Genomic DNA, 17,010 nt, shown 5'->3' on the forward strand with positions numbered 1-17,010 from the left:
ATAACACCTTACTAATAATAGATCCATACATCATCCTTATATACCTATTATCCATACATCCATACGCGAAGTAGGGACAAAAGCTGATCAATATCCACCGGTTTGGATATATAATCAGACGCTCCTGCGGCAATACATTTTTCCCTATCGCCCATCATTGATTTGGCTGTAACAGCAATAATGGGCATGTTTTCGTAGCGCTGATCTTTCCGGATCGAAGCAATCGTTTCGTAACCATCCATTTCGGGCATCATCATGTCCATCAGGATCACCGCTACATCCGGATTATCTTCCAGCTGTTTCAGCGCATCTTTTCCGTCCGTTGCCGGGACCACGGTCATCTGATATTTTTCGAGCGCCTTGGTGAGCGAGAAGATATTTCGGATATCGTCGTCCGCTACAAGCACCTTTTTACCCTGCAGAACATCCTGCAAAAAGCCAAGTCTACCCGGAGATTTGGTAGAAGGACCACTATTTTCCTCTACGAGATGTAAAAATAAACCCACTTCGTCCAAAATACGCTGATAGGAGTTAGCCGTTTTTACAATGATAGAATCCGCATACCGTTTTAATTTCATTTCCTCTACCTGCGAAAGGTTCTTACCGGTAAAAACAATAATCGGCAAATTTTCAAGACCCGGATTTCGTTTTACAGCTTCCAATGTCTCGTAACCAACACGGTCTGGAACCCCCATATCAAGGATCACACAGTCGGCAGTGTCTGAGCTCAGCGCCACAATGCTATCATCTACGTTGCTCTTGATCTCCGAGGCAATGTCAAAACTTCCGAGGAAGAGCGACAGCGCTGCCGCATGTTTGGGATTTTCTTCAACAATAAGTACTTTTTTTGGATGCCGCGTAAGGGCATCTTCTATTTTACGGAACATATCCCCCATCTGCTCCAATGCCATCGGTTTATTGATAAAGTCTATGGCGCCCTGCAGCAGACTTTCCCTCTTAACCTGTAAAGAAGACATAATATGCACCGGTATGTGTCGAGTCTTGGGGTTTTCCTTGATCTCAGCCATTACCTGCCAGCCATCTTTGAGCGGAAGCTGAATATCCAGCAGAACGGCTAACGGCATATAACGTGCCACCATCTCAGGCGCGATATCACCACGGACGACCACGATACCCTTGTAGTTTTGCTGGCGCGTATATTTCAGCAGAATCTTTGCGAATTCAATATCATCCTCAACAATCAAAATAAGGCGGTCGCCGGCGACGATACTATCGCGATCATCAGGAATATCGGCTGGGATAGGTATCTCCAGTATCTTTTCGGCAGGTAAGTTCACTGTTTGCGAAGTCTGCACTCCAGCTGTAGATGCTTCTTCAGCGAAGTCTAGCTCTATCGGCAACAATTGCACCGTGCCGAAAGCAGCTGGCGCGGCATCCGAAGTCTTCGCTGGAAGGATCAGCCGGAATACACTGCCTTTGTTTTCTTCGCTATCCAGCAAGATTTCACCTCCGAGCAGACGCGCCAGTTCCCGACTGATCGAGAGCCCCAGTCCAGTACCCCCAAATTTGCGGCGTGTAGAACCGTCTGCTTGCTGAAAAGCTTCAAATATCAGATGCTGTTTGTCTTTCGGTATTCCGATTCCCGTATCGCGCACTTCAAATACGATACGGTTTCTCTGCGACTGTTCGCGGTCAATATGCAAGGTAACCTTACCCGAAGCTGTAAATTTGATGGCATTCGACAATAGATTACGTAAAATCTGATCCAGGCGCTGCTTGTCTGTTTCGAGCTGCAGCGGCAGTCCCTCCGCAACGTTCATTTCTAATCCGAGCTGCTTGTCGGCGGCGATTGGTCCGAACATAGCCGTCAATCCATTCACTATATCGGCAAAGAATACAGGCTGTACATCCAGGTCCATTTTTCCGGATTCTATTTTGGAAAGATCCAGAATCTCGTCTATCAAGGTCAGCAAGCTCTTTCCCGAACTTTGGATCACAGCTGCCGATTCCATCTGTTCTTCATTCAGGTTACCATCTGAATTTTCGGACATCAAGCGTGAAAGTAACAGAATTGAATTGAGCGGTGTACGCAGTTCATGCGACATATTGGCCAAAAACTCAGATTTATAGCGCGTACTCTGTTCAAGCTCCGCCGCCTTTTTCTGTATTTCCTGATTGCGTTCGGCAATCTCCACATTTTTATCCTCCAGCAATTTGGAGCGCTCTTCCAATTCCCGGTTAGACTGCACCAATTCCTCCTGCTGTACGCGGAGTTCCTCTTCCGAAGCCTGCAGTTTATGGGTATGCATCTCAAGGCTCGAATTGAGCGATTCCAGTTCGGTATGCTGTGCCTGCAATTCTTCGGTCTGTGCCTGGGTTTCTTCCAATAAATTCTGTACCACCAGCCTGGCTTGGGCCGCCGCAAGTGTCGTACCCACCTTTTGCACAGCATCCCTAAAAAACGCCAGCTGAATGGAAGAAAAAGGTTGTAGTGAGCCCAGCTCCATTACACCGATACAGTCGTTACCATCAAAGACAGGCAGTATAAAAAGGTTGTTCACCAGTACCTTCCCAGCAGCAAAGCTGATGACATAATGGGTATCTTCGAGGTTTTCGAATAACTTTTCTTTCTTGTCTTTAAAGACCTGGCCGACCATGCCCTCACCTGGGGCGAAGCGTTTACGTTCGAGATCTTCAAGTCCATAGGATCCCCTTAAGACAAGCTCATCTTGTTCCATCAAGTATATGGCGCCGTTTACACAGTTGCCATATTTTGTCAGATGGCCCAGCGTGACAGCCGTAAGCTCTTCCTGCTGTTTATTACCCATCAACAGGTTACCCAGCTGGGTTAGACCAGCTTGATGCCAGTTGTTATTATTGAGTTCTTCAAAAGATGTTTTGAGCGAACGCGCCATTTCATTGAGGGATCCCGTCAGGCTGCCCAGATCGTCCTGTTCGCCATCCTGAATCTGCATATCATAATGCCCGGCTGCTATCTCCCGTGCGATACGCTGGGTAATGCTCAGCCGGCGCTGTATCTCTTCATCTTTACGTTTCAGGTCATTCTGCAGCTGCTCCCGTTGGAAGAAATCCGCTCGCAGGCGAAAGTAAAAGAACAGGGTAATCAATAAGGATACAGCAGCGGCCAACAAAACAAAGATAGAGGTATAGCCCGAAGAGCGGCTCAGTTCTTCCGAACGCTTATTGAGCAAAAGTTCTTCACCATCGATAATTTTGCTGATCAGCAAACGGCAACTGTCCATATAGGTTTTCCCCTCCTCAAGCTGCGATACGGAGACCATTCCACCACGCTTTTTGATATTGACCAGGTTTTCAAGCTTTGCCAGTCGGGATTGCACGAGTGTGGATAGCGTATCGATTATATGCTGTTGCTCGGGATTATCGGAAGTAAGGTCGTGCGCACGGCTCAGCGATTGGGGCAGCGACTGAAGGCCGGTTTTGTAAGGATCCAGAAACTTGTCCATACCTGTAAGCAGGAATCCGCGCTGGCCAGTTTCGGCATTCTGCAGATCCTGCAGAATTTTGTTGACACGGCTCATGACACGCCGGCTGTGGTCGACCATTGCACTATTATGGTTCTGCTTACGAATACTAATATAAGAAGCCGTTGAGCTCGCTAACAGGATCAACAGGGATATTCCAAAACCTATCTGCAGGTTTCTTAAAATAGTTTTAGGCATGCTTTTTCATCAATTGAGTTAAGACTATGCCAACCGATGGTCTAGATGGCGGCCAAATATAGCAATAGGGAGCCTAAATTAAATCCTACGCCCCCGGGCCTCAACCATCTTACCGTATTTTAACAAAAAGTTGCGTATTTATCCGCTCTCCGCAATCTTCCCGGCAATGATAGCCGATGTGGCGGCGCAAAAATCAAGGCCTGAATAATCCGGATTATAGCCGCCCATATAAGGCACGGCCATCATAAAAAGACGTTGACTGGCGCTACCGCCGTGGTCTACCAAACGGAAGCTGTCATCGATCTTTACCCCGGGTACCTGCAAAAAAATAGCGCCATCCGGTGCCACAAACATGTGGTCATTGCCTGCCAGCATTTGTTCCTTGGCCTGTTCCACGGAGCGAAACCGTAAGTAGGCTGGGCTGACATGGCCATTGTCGACCAAACTCTTGAATGGAAATTCTTCAAAGCTCAACGGTCGCTGTCCCACACAATCCACAAATGTCTTATAATGCGATTTTATTTCGATCCCTGATTCATCGGTATAAAAATAATTGGCGCCGCGATCGTGCGCAGGCTCAACCCGGCTTTCGGTACCAACATTGACCACCTCCAGCCGACCAGCATCGTGCAGCGCGAGCAGCTCGCGACTAGAACTCTGCGGCACAAAAGCGATGACAATAGAAATCAGCGGCATGAGTACTTTTTTTAAACGCAGCATATCTTCGGCAGACATGTACTTGGCGGGATAATTTAAGGTGAAACTCAAGGCAGAAAGCACTTCCTTCCAATAGATGGATTGGCGCCTTTTAATAGATTTCAGCGCTTGTTCGTGCTCCTGGCGAAATCCCTCGAAGGCATCTTTCTGTTCCCTTAAATGGAGTACTGCCTCTACAAAGTCTTCCAGGCTGAGCTTTTCCACGACTGCATAAAAGTCGGGATCTCTTTCCTTGAACTGCGCTTTAAAATTGCGCTCAAACAGAAAATCCAGCGAGACGAAACCCTCATTCTCTAGCCTGTTAAGCATCAGCTCCTCTTCGGAGATCACCAGGTTATTGGCCAGGAAAGGTTCTTCCTGATGGAAGCGGATCGCAGGAAGCAGCCCACTGCGGGTATGCATCAATATCTTAAAATTTTCGCTTCCCGGGTCGATCTCATACCTTAGCTCTCCTGTCTCCAGGGCTTCAAAAGAACCATTGTGGCGAGCCAGCGTACGGATAGCGTCGATTGCTGTGAGCGAAGCACCGCGTATCCCGACGGCGTGATTGGTTTTTAAGGCCAACTTGGACGGTGGATAGGGCGATTCGAAATAATGTTCGACATTGCCCTCATACTTGGTTGGCCACTTATGTCCGGTACAGATGACTACCTTGTCTACGATATAGGTATCGGTGCTGCCCACCGTGATTTTAACCTGCGCTTGGCCTTCGAGGTCAATAATATCAGTAACCTGGCTAGCGAGGTGAACCTGTGTTTCAATGCCCTGTTCATCCGCCATCCGCTTCAACAACATAAACTGCTCCGACAGGTAGCGGCCGAGGAGCAGCCGTGGAACCACTTTGTAGCGATTAAAATCGTCCACATCGATTCCATAAGTACGGAGCGTGGCCTCCGATAGGGATTGAACATAATCCTCAATCGTCGTGACCAATGCGGGGATTTCATGATCCGATACATTCGTCAAGTGCTCCGGTGTGGCACCTTCGTAGCTGTAAGGCATTCCTGCCCCCAATTGTTTTCGGGATTCGAAAATAGATACCTTGAGACCGGCGATATTCCTTTCGATCAATCTTTTGTACATAAACAGGCCACTGGGTCCACCCCCGATAATGGCTACATGAATGTTTTGTTGCATAGTTTTCGTTGCCTGCCTAGTGGACAGTATTCGGTTTTAAGAACAAGGATAAATTGCAGAAAGTTTTAGACAGATTTATTCCCCTGCAATAAAAAATGGGATAAATACGGGCTACGATTTAAATACCTGAATCTCGAATTCTGCAAACGATCATGCAACGCCTGCTGTTTTTCGAATAAACAAAAATGATAACAAATAACAATATTATGGAAAACAACATCAACAATCCGGAGATCATCAACGATATTATCAAAATCAACAACGACCGCATCGAAGGTTATAAAAAGGCAATTGATCTAGCAACCAGCCACGGCTTGGATAGACTAGTACCAACATTTCAAAAATTTATCGGACAGTCGGAAGAATTTATAGCCGAATTGACACCTTATGTTGAGCTTGAGGGCAAAGAACCGACAGACAGCACTATGCTGAGCGGTAAGCTTTTCCGCGCCTGGATGGGAATAAAAGTAAATATTACGGGAGATGACGAAAGAAGTCTACTAGAAACCTGTGAGCAGGGCGAAGATGCATTCAAATCGACCTATCAAACCGCTTTGGCTGAAGGATCGGAAGAGCTTTCGCAAAATGTGCATAGTTTGATCAACACGCAGCTCAGCAAGCAGCTTGAAGCGCACAATATCATTAAGATGCTGCGTGACAGCAAAACCATCTAACTTTAAATTGTAATTTTCTTTTTCACAAAAAATACCGAAGTGTATATTGCTTCGGTATTTTTTTATGTTTAGACTTCATCATTGACTCATCTTAGCCAAGAATGTAGCGCCGCCTTTGCTGATTGCTTCCATTTCTCCCGAACAGAGATTCCAGTCGACAGATTTCCTGCTTGGCTATGTACCGAAATATGATACAGACCGGGCTAAACTTACCTTAACGCTGCGTCAATCGTATACACCGTGGAAAATTAAACTCAATAAACAGTTTACTTATCATCCCTTGCGTACCGGTGCTTATCTCAATACGACATTGGGTAAACAATTTTGGTATAAAGAACCTGACAAATACCCGAATAGCTATTATCGGTTTTCGACCAGGCTACGCATCAATATCTTTGTAGGACAGGACTTCAGTTATAAAATAAAATCCAGCAACTCTTATTTTGAAGGCGTAAAATTCTCTTATGATCTTCATACCAGCGATCTTTACCTCTTTAGCGCCGTACAGAAAAAGTATCTTAAATTTGATGATTATATTGGCCTCGGCCTAGGTGTCAAGCTACAGATTAGGAGAAAATAATGCACAAGAAAGGCTAGATCGATATCGATCTAGCCTTTCTGTTAAAATACAATCAACTCACTAACTTACTTAAGGTATCATTTAAACAAAAGCTACGGTCACAAAAGTTTTAGAATTTACAGTCTGTACAGTTAATACCCCCTCTTTTAAATCTTTGCACTTCGCCTTTATCTGAATCCTTCCCGATTTTCTTCCCCTGCCTAAACGATCAAGGCAACATCCTGCAGATCGTGTGACCGGTCCAAGGGCCCGAAAATAGCCCAATCATGCGGTACCGTGACTTTTTTCCAGGCCTTATCATCCAATGCTACTGACTCCCCATGAACAACCTCACCTTGAAAAAAACGCCAGTTTTTCTCCAACAAGAAGGATTGCCGTGCAGACTGTCCGTACGAATTGCCCGGAACAAGTAGGAATAAAAGAAACAAAAAGTAAGTCGTACGCAGTAATCTCATCATCAAATCAGGTGTTTATAGTCTACAGTTCAATTTTTTCATTGTCATTCAGCGGTTTAAATATACCTTATTTAAACGCATTCAATGCTTTTGTTGGGCGCCCATTATTGTCAAATGCACCTAGGGTATAACCATTCCACCCACCATACGCCAAAGGCTCCCAATAGAATATACCCAGTACTTTCTGATCGGGCACACTATTGACCGCGTTGAAAAGATCCTTTAACCATATTTCAGCACTATCTGCTTCATCCCAGCTCATCCCCACCTCGCAGATCATCACTTCTGAATTGTATCGGGCAACCATATCTTTGATGTTACTGATGCAGGCCGCATTGCGCTCTTCCCAGTTTTCTGGGGTCGGATAAAGTGACATCCCAATTACATCCCATTTCCCACCGTTTTTTTTCAGACCGTCGAACATCCAACGAAACAAGTCATTGTCAAATCCATTATGCAGGTGTACGATCACTTTTGCTGCCGGAAACACCGCTTTTACCGCATCATAACCGGCATTATTCAATGTGGCATAATTAGCCATACTGACAGAGGCTTTTCCATCTTCCCAAAGCATTCCGTTGCCCGTTTCATTACCGACCTGCACCCATTCAGGTGAGATACCACTATCTTTTAGCAATTGAAGAACCTCCGTTGTATGATCACTAACAGCCTTCTTTAACCCATCAAACGATAAGCTCTTCCAGGCGGCAGGCTTTGTCTGCTGTCCCGGATCCGCCCAGGTGTCACTGTAATGAAAATCCACCATAATACGCATGCCCAGATGATGCGCCCGACGAGCTTTCACCAGTACGTCATTCTTGTTGCACCAGCCTTGTTCGGGATCTACCCAAACACGCAGACGTACCGCATCCATCCCCAGTCCACGCAAGATTTTCAGCCCATCCACTGCGCTGCCTCCTGCATTAAAAAATTGCATACCTGAGGCTTCCATTTCGGTAATCCAGCTCACATCCGCACCTTTTGCCAAATGTGTTTTAGGTATATCCACCTTAAGATTATCTTTGTCGTGGCAGCCAGACAAGCCCAAACACAAGCCTATCAGGGCCAACATTATTTTTATTTTTTTCATCCGATTATTTCATTTAAGAACCCGTCCCTATCTATTTTATTCCACATGATATTTGAATTGTTTTGGATCGCTTAGATCAAGAATCAAGGTATGTGTACCGATCTTATCATAAGCGAAGCCAGTTCCATCGGCCGTATACAAAGCACAGTTTCCATTGCCCTCTGCTGCACCAAAAAACCAAGTCCAGCTGCCATTGATCAATACCTTAATTCCCCATTGTTCGGCTGCCGTTGTCGTGATGGTTGCTTTCCAAACCTTCGCCGTCTGGTCATATACCATTGGTGTTGCTGTCGCACTCCAACCATTAAAATCGCCCGTTACCGTCAAGGATTCTACGGAAGTTTCTTTCCAGGCCAACTTATTGACATCGGCTGTCAAGTATAAGTATCCACCTTTACTCGTCCAGCAATTCCAGCGATCAGCTCCACTATACAAAATATATTGGCTACCATCCAGGGGATAAGAACCATAGATGAGCGGTGCACTCGCACTTTCCGCATTGGTTAAATAAAAATTATACCATTGGTCGAGACGCACAAAACCGTCATAAAAACCATCTTCCTTTCTCGAACACAGTTTCCATGGAAATTGCGTAAACTCTTTATTAGATAGGTAGAGATAGGCAGCATCCTCCACGGGCTGATAAGCGGTCACAGTCAGGGCGATCACATTACTGTAGAGCCAATCTGTATTGGTTCCCAATCGTGAAGCAATACGGACATAAAACACGTTCTTTTCATCGGGCAAAAATCCCATTCCCGTGACAAGGTTATTCAATTGTTCATGCGTATAGCTGAGCGAGCTTGCTACCTGCTCGATACTTTTGGTGACAGCAGAAAAAGATGGATCAGCAGCAATTTCTATCTTATTTTTTAAAGCCGACTGAGCCATTGGTTCATCGCTGGCCAAAATCGCTTCATCCCAGACAAGCTGCAGCGCTACGGTCTTGCGGTCAGTAGATTTTAAGACCAGTTCTGTTGTACTGCTGTACAACACTGCAGGTTTTATCCCACTGACAGCAGGTGTCCCACCCTCCTTTTTACAGGCAACGAAAAGCAACACCAGAATATAGAGTGTCAATTGTTTCATAGGTATCATTATCTTTAAAAGTCCATATGGGAATACCTGGATACCCTCCGCAGCATGTTTGCTCAAATAGCAGTATATCCCCATAGATTTAGTTATTAATGCCAGCCAGCGCTAGTAGCCAGGATTTTGGATCAAATTCGGATTAGCGCTCATATCGGTGGTTGGAATCGGATACAGATTGAATTTCGCATCCACAGAGCGGCCGTTCATGTCACCACCTTTCCATTGCCAGAGGTAATCGCTACCGGTAAATTTCCCAAAGCGAATCAGGTCTGTGCGACGCGTACACTCCCAAAACAGTTCACGGCCGCGTTCTGCAAGGATAAAATCCAGTGTCAGCTGCGCCTGATCAATGGCTCCGGCCGAACTACCATATCCCCGCTGACGGATACTGTTGACCAATTTGATCGCTTCCTGTACACTTCCTCCGCCACCGCGCAGTACAGCCTCAGCATACATTAGATACACGTCGGCCAGGCGGATCATCGGGAAATCAGTACTGACCAATCCTTCATCTGTCGTATAGGTACCATCATCTTTCAAATTTGTAAACTTAACAAGCCCATAGCCCTGGCTCGAGGCAGCGGGATCTTCGACATCCAGGGACTGGCCATTTTTCCAAAAATCACCTCTTTTGTCTTCCACCTGAAAGAGTGCCACAAATTCGCGAAGTGTACGAAAACTATTCCAGCCGGAAAGCACACCGTAATCCGATGATTTCATGCTCCCAACAATAGGGCCGTTGACAAGATAGGTTGTCGCTCCCCAAGTCGTTGTATACGCTACATCGGCCTCTATCGGGAAAATAATTTCATTGGTCCGCTTATCATTATCAGCATTAAATACCTGCTTATAATTCGCATTTAAGGAATATCCGGCATCAATCACTTTTTTCGCATAGTTCAGGCATTCGGCATTACGTGCTGTGCCCGTATAGACCTGCGCATTCAGATAATTCTTGGCCAATAGGGACCAGGCGGCAGCACGGCTTACCCGGCCATACTCATTTTGACGTGCTTCCGGTAAGATCGTTTCGACCTCTGTCAATTCTTTTTCAATAAATGCAAAGAGATCAGCCCGTGTCATCCGTGGTGGAAAAAATGCAGCTACCGGATCCTTTTCAGTCACAAAAGGAACGTTCCCATAAAGGTCCATGGCATGACTATAGGCCAATGCACGCAGAAAACGCGCTTCGGCTGCGAACTCCAAAATTTGTGCCTGCTCGGCCGAATTAAAAGTCGCCAGCTTCTCTGTTGTTGCATTCCGTAGAAATTCATTACAGATGGCTACCGTATAATAGATCCGATAATACATGGCATTGACCCAGGTATCGGAAGCTCCCCAGGTCATATACTGGATATCGGTCATATTGTCGCCTCCTGCCCATGTATAGATCACCTCATCAGTCGGTACCTCCTGCAAGTTAAAGTACACCCGAAGGTACCCCCAAGAAGCCGTGCTGCCCGCCATATCCGGATCGGCATCACCACGTCCATTGCCCGCAACGGCAAATGAGGCATACAATTTAGCAAGCACAGCCCGGTAACCATCCACAGAGGTGTATACCGACTCCGAAGTAGTTTCTACAGTGGGATACTGGTTTAAGTCCTTTGTACAGGATTGCAGCAATGCGATTAAACACAACAATCCAAAACAATATCTTTTTATATTTTTCATCGCTATATAAGTTTTCTTTTTTGAGGTAGCCATTAAAAATCCATATTGAGACTCAAGGAGAAAGTTCTTGAGCGTGGGTAGAACGAACTGTCGAAGCCACTCGGAACCTCAGAGTCCATACCGCTATATTTGCTCACAATAAAAATATTCTGAGCTACCGCACCCACACGTAGATTGGAGATCTTACCCACCTGACCAAAATTATAGTTCACCGACACGTTTTCCATCCGAAGGAAGGAAGCATTTTCGACGTAAAAATCCGAATAATACTGTCTGGTCTGGAATTGGGTATCCAAGTAATCCCGATGTAAGTTATTGATCGACGCATCCACATATTGAACTGTTTCCCAAGCACTAAGATTCATTTTGGTATTATTGAATACGTAGTTACCCAAATTTGCGCGTAGTGTCGTTGCTGCTGTCCATTTTTTGTAAGTTAACTGCGTATTGAAACCAAAGAGCCATTTTGCCGCGGGCGATTGATAGCGATACAAGTCTTTTTCGTTGATCGCTCCATCACCATTCAGATCCGCATATACACCTTCGAGCGGCTTGCCAGCCTCATTGTACAACTGTTTGTAGACATAAAACATGTAAGGATGATACCCCGTTGTCAGAATCTGTATACCACGGCCACTGACATTCGGTCCCACATAAGTTCCTATGGCATTCGCATCCTGCACCAAAGCTATATTGGTTACTTTTGTATGCTGATTAGTCGCATTGAAATTGACTTCCCAGCGCAAATTATCCTTTTGTATGGGCACGGTATTCAGTTGAAATTCGAAGCCACTACTTTCAACATTACCTACGTTGATAGTCGCGTTCTGATCAAAATTGGTTCCTGCGGCTACAGGCACATTGGCCAATAGATCATGTGTTTTTCTTGTGTAATAGTCAATTGCACAAGACAGCCTGTTTTTCCAGAAAGCGAAATCCAGGCCGTAGTTAAATGCTTTGGTCGTTTCCCAGCGTAAGTCCCGATTGTAAACCGATGGTCTATACACCAGATGGTACTGATCGCCGAAACGATACTGTGCATAGGCTGTTCCCAAATTGTATACCGGCAAATATTCGTAATTTCCGATTCCTTCCTGCTGCCCTGTAACACCGTAACTCGCCCGGAGCTTTAGATCGTCCATGAAAGAGATTCCTTTCATGAAAGACTCCTGCGAAAGACGCCAGGCCAAGGCGACTGAGGGAAATGTCCCCCAACGGTTTTCGGGACTGAATCGGGAAGTTCCATCCTTACGGACCGTAGCGGTCAATAAATAACGGCTATCGTAATTGTAGTTGATCCGTCCGTACCAGGAAATCAGCGTATGTCGTTCGTCAGATGCAATAGCAGTCGAGCGTATATCACCAGCTTCGTTATAGTATACTATAGGTGGCCGTCGGGCAATCCAATATTGATAATCGTGACCTGCTGTCACATCAATTGTACTTTTAATTTCCGGGAAGAACTTGTTATAGTTTAGATAGCCTGTAAACAATTTATTTTTAAGCGTCTGTTCATAACGGTCAAAAGAGCCTCCAATCGTAAAATTATTGGCCGCACTTGCCGGAATAAGATTCGATCCATTCCCTTTGGCATAGTCATATCCGAGTGTTACGTGCGCTTTCAGTTCAGGCAGCGGATGGAATTTATAATCGAGGTCAAGGTTACCCACCGCTCTATTGACTGTACTACGGTGTTTTTCCTGCTTGAGCAATCCCAGTGGATTGAGGTTTGCACCTGTTGCCGGAAGACCCGCATTATCCAAACTCTCGTAATAGCCGCCATAAGCATCTGCCCCAGAATAAATCGGTTGCGTAGGATTAAACGCTACAGCAGACCATATCGCATCGGTATTGGCAAATGCGTTGTTGTTATGGGCACCTTTAACATTTAAATTTACGGTCAGGTGTTTATTAAAAAAAGTGGGATTTAATACCAAAGCGCCCGTCACGCGCTCCGTTTTGTCGGTACGCAAAGTCCCTTGCTGATTATAATAGCCCACCGATGTACGAAAAGGCAAGGTTTTACCGATCTTTCCCTGTAGACTTAAGTTATTATCCGTCCCCATGGCATCCTGAAAAACCTCAGACAGCCAATCTGTTGAGGCATTGCCCAATAATGCCTTTTGGGCAGTGCTCCCTTTGGTATTGATGAGCGAGGCAAATTCATCGCGCGACATCATATCAGCCACTCCCATAGCCTGCTGCATGGACACGATTGAAGAGAAAGAAAGCCGTAAAGCATCTCCTTTACCCTTCTTTGTTGTTATCAATAATACCCCGTTTGACGCTCGGGAACCATAGATAGCTGTCGATGATGCATCTTTGAGCACTGTCATGCTTTCGATATCATTCGGGTTGATCAGACTGAGAAAATTGCCACTATTGCCGCTAATACCACCAGTCTCTAGCGGTACACCGTCCAATACGATCAATGGATCGTTGCTGGCACTCAAGGAGGCTCCCCCACGGATACGTATCGTACTCCCGGAAGAAGGAGAACCGCTGTTGGACATCACCTGCACACCAGCTGTTTTTCCATTGATCAGCTGTTCGGGAGAGCCGACAAGTCCACTGTTAAAATCCTTGCTTCCAACCGTATTTACGGCACCGGTTAGATCCTTTTTTGTCGTACTACCATATCCTACGATGACGAGCTCTTCCAGCACATTTCCCGCAGGCACCATGCTGACATCCACGGATGTTCCCCCTACAACCGTCAAGGTTTGGCTACTGTAGCCTACAACAGAGAATAGAAGCTGGGATTTACCCTTGGGCAATGAGATACGGTACGAGCCATCACTCGCTGTTGAAGTGCCCACCGTAGTTCCGGCCACCAATACAGTAACACCTGCCATCACCTGCCCATGCTCGTTGCGGACCACCCCACGGACATCCTGTTGTTGCATCGACCTGATCCACTTGCTTTCCCCTTTCGTTGCAGCATAAAGCTGCGTTTCCCCAAGACAGGATAGCAAGGACAAGCCCAATAAACTTGTTTTAAATGCAAAACCCTTCATTGTTTAAAATTTAGATGTGTTTATAATTGTTTTCTTTCCCTTTATTATATTTTTTGTACTCCTTATCGCTTTATTTAAGCATTCCCCTAAAAAACGCCGTCGTTTTTTCAGGTCGTCGTCCTGCTCCAAAACTTGATCCTTACAGCCTGACGGATTATTATCCATGCCCTACTAATCGGTGGCATTAAGCAGCTGTATCGCTATTCGAGCCATATCGCAGCTATGGATAGTACCACCCCTTCCATCTTTTCGCCTGAAACGATTAGTTTTTCGATCTCCCTTTTGTCAAATTGAGCCTGAACTGTAGGTTTAAAAAACCGTTCAAGAAATACAGGATAAGGAGCAGGTAGCAAAGCCGTAGGCACAAGCTTTAAGTCGGCTAGATCCATACGGACCAAAGATTCGCCCGATGTCCCAATAGCTATGTTTTCCACATAGGTATACCCTTTTTTTGTAACAAACCCAGCATGCAGTAGCGGATTCCCGCCCTCATGTTTCAAGAGTATACAGAGTTTTGTGGCAGCAGCGATACCCGCAGGCCGTTCAGCAATTGTCGATTTGATATCTTTTACCCAAAAATACTGTACCCCAGAATCCTTAGCATGAAAAGTATAGGTCCAAAAAGGAACTTTACTGAGATCATGATGCTCCCGTTGCGCAGTCATGTAAGCCGTTTCTGGAATAGCGAAAGTTTCCAAAGAAGAGACTTTGGACAAGGACTCAAAAAGCCCTATAGGCGCCCGCTGCTCATTTAAACCCACCGTCCAATAACTATTGACACGATAATTCCAATCCAGCGGTGCTCCAGTCTGATTATCAGGATAGGTAATTTTTTCACAATCCACAAACACAGTAGCTGTATATTTCAATTCATTGCCCACGAATAAGGATGCCGGGACATCCGCTTCATAGGTACAGTTATCTTTGGAGATCAACTTGATGTAGGGATTATGATCTTTCCAAAACGAAACCTGATCCGTTTGTAGAATAATGGAATCGGGCTGTTTTTCAAAAACATAACGGAACTGCAATTTGGTAGAGCGCCCTTTTTCCAATACTTTGGGCTGCTGGTGTATCAATAGAGGTAGCTTCAGCGCTTCAGTTTTTGGCGCGTAATATTCGCCCAAATAGCCATTTTTCCAGGGCGAGGAAGCTAGCCAGCTATTTTTCAGCTGGATATTCTTACGCTTTAACAGATATACTCCAGGCTTAACGCTAAAACTTGTTTTAGCAACTGAAATAGCTTCATCGGTGTCATTTTTTCCTACCAGTGACCGGACGGTAAACAGGTCGCCTAGATCAGGAATCCGAATATCGATCATCTGTGACCGATACAGGATATGTACCACCTCCCGATCGAGCGATGGCTTAGCAAAAGGATCAGCGATTTTTTCTGCATCCGGCATAACCTCCAAACGCCATAGACCATCTTCCAGTCGATCTAAAAAATAAGCACCAGATCCACGGTATTCCACCACAGGTGATGAACCATGACCGGCAATATGTTGCAATTTCGTTGGATTTAAAGGCCTTACTGTCGTATTATTGGTGTAAAAATACTTATCCTGCGCATTCATCACGGAGAGATCCTGCTCATAACTGACGCTAAAATCGCCAAATAGGGTGTCTTGAGGATACTGTTCAAACTTTTTATTTCTTGGTATCGTATAAGCTACCTCCGCAGCGATCATGGTACTCAGTGCTTTTGCCGGGGTATAAGCCAAATTGAGATAATGTGTCTGATATTCGGTATTGTAGGCTGCAATATCCATCGGATCGTAAGCAAACTGAGTGATCCACTGAAATCCCGCCGAACGAAATGTGCGGCTCATCGCGGGATGCATGTAGCTGTAGAGATTATCAGCAGGATCATATTCGTAAACCGCCTTCGCTTTGTTGGCAAAGCCTTTCAAGTTTGAAAAAGGGATATCGTACTGATCAATGTAAGGAAGAAAATTCCCCTGACGTTCCCGTCCAGCAACCAGTCCCACAGGATACCATTGATAGGTTGTCCCTTGGATATCAGCATCAAAATAAGCCTTAACATGTTCCATATTATGACTTACATTGTAGAAAATCGGTTTTTTATTCCCGGCTTTCTTCATAGCCTTCACCATTCGACCGATATAGTCCGACGTCGTCTGAATGGCACCTGTATGGCAAGGTTCATTATTTATTTCAAAACCTATGATGTAAGGGTCCGTCTGATAAGCATTTCCGGTATACGGGTTGACATGATGAAGTAACTGGGTAATGTATTTTTCTTGAGCAGCTATCGCCTGTGGATTAGCATGAACCGCACACTTATCATAATGATACGTAAATGCATCTGTATTTATATTTCTTTCTGGATAACCATTACCAAAATTGGTCATTCCCGTAATCAGGATCCTAATTCCCCTTTCCTGAAGTTTAAAAAGTAGATAATCCAATAGATCAAGATGTTCATTGCTGATCAGGTTACCATTTTTATCGGAGATTTCTACATCCCAAATATGGATACGATAAGCATTATATCCCAAACGGGCGAAGTGGTAAACGTCCCGATCAATAGCCCGCTTTCGATCGATGCCTTTATCGTGTAAAGCCCGAAAGGCATGGGCAAAAGGAACGGTATAATTGACGCCATAAAATGAAGCTTCAGCTTTGGAGTCGGACCAGCGCATGACACCTTCACGGTCGACAAAAACTGTAGGGACCTTTTTAATCGCCTTCGATTGAGCGTAAGAATTGACATAGCCCAAAAGAGCAAAGCAGCATAAAATAATTACACGCATGGATTGTATCGATTTATAATTTTTTGGTTATTACTCTTACAAACCTATCAAACGTGATTATTTTTTAAGGCCACATATCGGACAAAGAACAACACAAATTGGACATCCCCAACCACCTAAAACAACAAACAGTAC

Annotated in this window: 10 protein-coding genes; 2 read left to right on the forward strand and 8 right to left on the reverse strand. The window is 45.2% G+C overall.

What is annotated here, in order from left to right; translation table 11 throughout:
- Nucleotides 1-47 precede the first annotated feature (47 nt).
- Entirely contained in the window at nt 48-3,662 is a 3,615-nt protein-coding gene (locus B2O97_RS00350) for a response regulator (protein WP_286766652.1), read from the reverse strand.
- A gap of 138 nt (nt 3,663-3,800) precedes the next feature.
- Nucleotides 3,801-5,516, reverse strand: coding sequence for an FAD/NAD(P)-binding protein (locus B2O97_RS00355; protein WP_286766653.1), 1,716 nt, complete (start codon nt 5,514-5,516; stop codon nt 3,801-3,803).
- A gap of 206 nt (nt 5,517-5,722) precedes the next feature.
- On the opposite strand from B2O97_RS00355, the gene B2O97_RS00360 reads away from it, so the two are divergent.
- Together B2O97_RS00360 and B2O97_RS00365 are read left to right on the forward strand one after the other, a co-directional pair.
- Nucleotides 5,723-6,190: a PA2169 family four-helix-bundle protein gene (locus tag B2O97_RS00360; RefSeq protein ID WP_286766654.1), complete on the forward strand. Its 468-nt coding sequence runs from the start codon at nt 5,723-5,725 to the stop codon at nt 6,188-6,190.
- Between the two features lie 115 nt (nt 6,191-6,305).
- Entirely contained in the window at nt 6,306-6,770 is a 465-nt protein-coding gene (locus B2O97_RS00365) for a hypothetical protein (RefSeq protein ID WP_286766655.1), read from the forward strand.
- Between the two features lie 200 nt (nt 6,771-6,970).
- On the opposite strand, the gene B2O97_RS00370 is transcribed toward B2O97_RS00365, so the two are convergent.
- The 6 genes from B2O97_RS00370 to B2O97_RS00395 form a co-directional block, all read right to left on the reverse strand.
- Entirely contained in the window at nt 6,971-7,228 is a 258-nt protein-coding gene (locus B2O97_RS00370; protein WP_204991014.1) for a hypothetical protein, read from the reverse strand.
- Nucleotides 7,229-7,292: 64 nt separating this feature from the next.
- Complete coding sequence (locus B2O97_RS00375; RefSeq protein ID WP_112375999.1) at nt 7,293-8,315, reverse strand: glycoside hydrolase family 53 protein; 1,023 nt, start codon at nt 8,313-8,315, stop codon at nt 7,293-7,295.
- Between the two features lie 36 nt (nt 8,316-8,351).
- Nucleotides 8,352-9,404 (reverse strand): DUF5111 domain-containing protein, encoded by a 1,053-nt coding sequence (locus B2O97_RS00380; protein ID WP_286766656.1) that lies wholly within the window; start codon nt 9,402-9,404, stop codon nt 8,352-8,354.
- Between the two features lie 111 nt (nt 9,405-9,515).
- Nucleotides 9,516-11,081, reverse strand: a complete 1,566-nt coding sequence (locus B2O97_RS00385; RefSeq protein ID WP_112376553.1) for a RagB/SusD family nutrient uptake outer membrane protein — start codon at nt 11,079-11,081, stop codon at nt 9,516-9,518.
- A gap of 32 nt (nt 11,082-11,113) precedes the next feature.
- A complete protein-coding gene (locus B2O97_RS00390) occupies nt 11,114-14,098 on the reverse strand; it encodes a SusC/RagA family TonB-linked outer membrane protein (RefSeq protein ID WP_286766657.1) in 2,985 nt (994 codons plus the stop codon).
- 200 nt (nt 14,099-14,298) lie between these two features.
- A complete protein-coding gene (locus B2O97_RS00395; RefSeq protein ID WP_286766658.1) occupies nt 14,299-16,875 on the reverse strand; it encodes a hypothetical protein in 2,577 nt (858 codons plus the stop codon).
- Nucleotides 16,876-17,010: the final 135 nt, after the last annotated feature.

The sequence above is a fragment of the Sphingobacterium sp. UBA865 genome, assembly GCF_002295765.1.
Taxonomy (GTDB): Bacteria; Bacteroidota; Bacteroidia; order Sphingobacteriales; family Sphingobacteriaceae; genus Sphingobacterium; species Sphingobacterium multivorum.

Coding starts and splice junctions, on each gene's coding strand:
- B2O97_RS00350 (WP_286766652.1), bottom strand. CDS start 3,662: ATGCCTAAAACTATTTTAAGAAACCTGCAGATAGGTTTTGGAATATCC.
- B2O97_RS00360 (WP_286766654.1), top strand. CDS start 5,723: ATGGAAAACAACATCAACAATCCGGAGATCATCAACGATATTATCAAA.
- B2O97_RS00370 (WP_204991014.1), bottom strand. CDS start 7,228: ATGATGAGATTACTGCGTACGACTTACTTTTTGTTTCTTTTATTCCTA.
- B2O97_RS00395 (WP_286766658.1), bottom strand. CDS start 16,875: ATGCGTGTAATTATTTTATGCTGCTTTGCTCTTTTGGGCTATGTCAAT.
- B2O97_RS00390 (WP_286766657.1), bottom strand. CDS start 14,098: ATGAAGGGTTTTGCATTTAAAACAAGTTTATTGGGCTTGTCCTTGCTA.
- B2O97_RS00375 (WP_112375999.1), bottom strand. CDS start 8,315: ATGAAAAAAATAAAAATAATGTTGGCCCTGATAGGCTTGTGTTTGGGC.
- B2O97_RS00385 (WP_112376553.1), bottom strand. CDS start 11,081: ATGAAAAATATAAAAAGATATTGTTTTGGATTGTTGTGTTTAATCGCA.
- B2O97_RS00355 (WP_286766653.1), bottom strand. CDS start 5,516: ATGCAACAAAACATTCATGTAGCCATTATCGGGGGTGGACCCAGTGGC.
- B2O97_RS00380 (WP_286766656.1), bottom strand. CDS start 9,404: ATGAAACAATTGACACTCTATATTCTGGTGTTGCTTTTCGTTGCCTGT.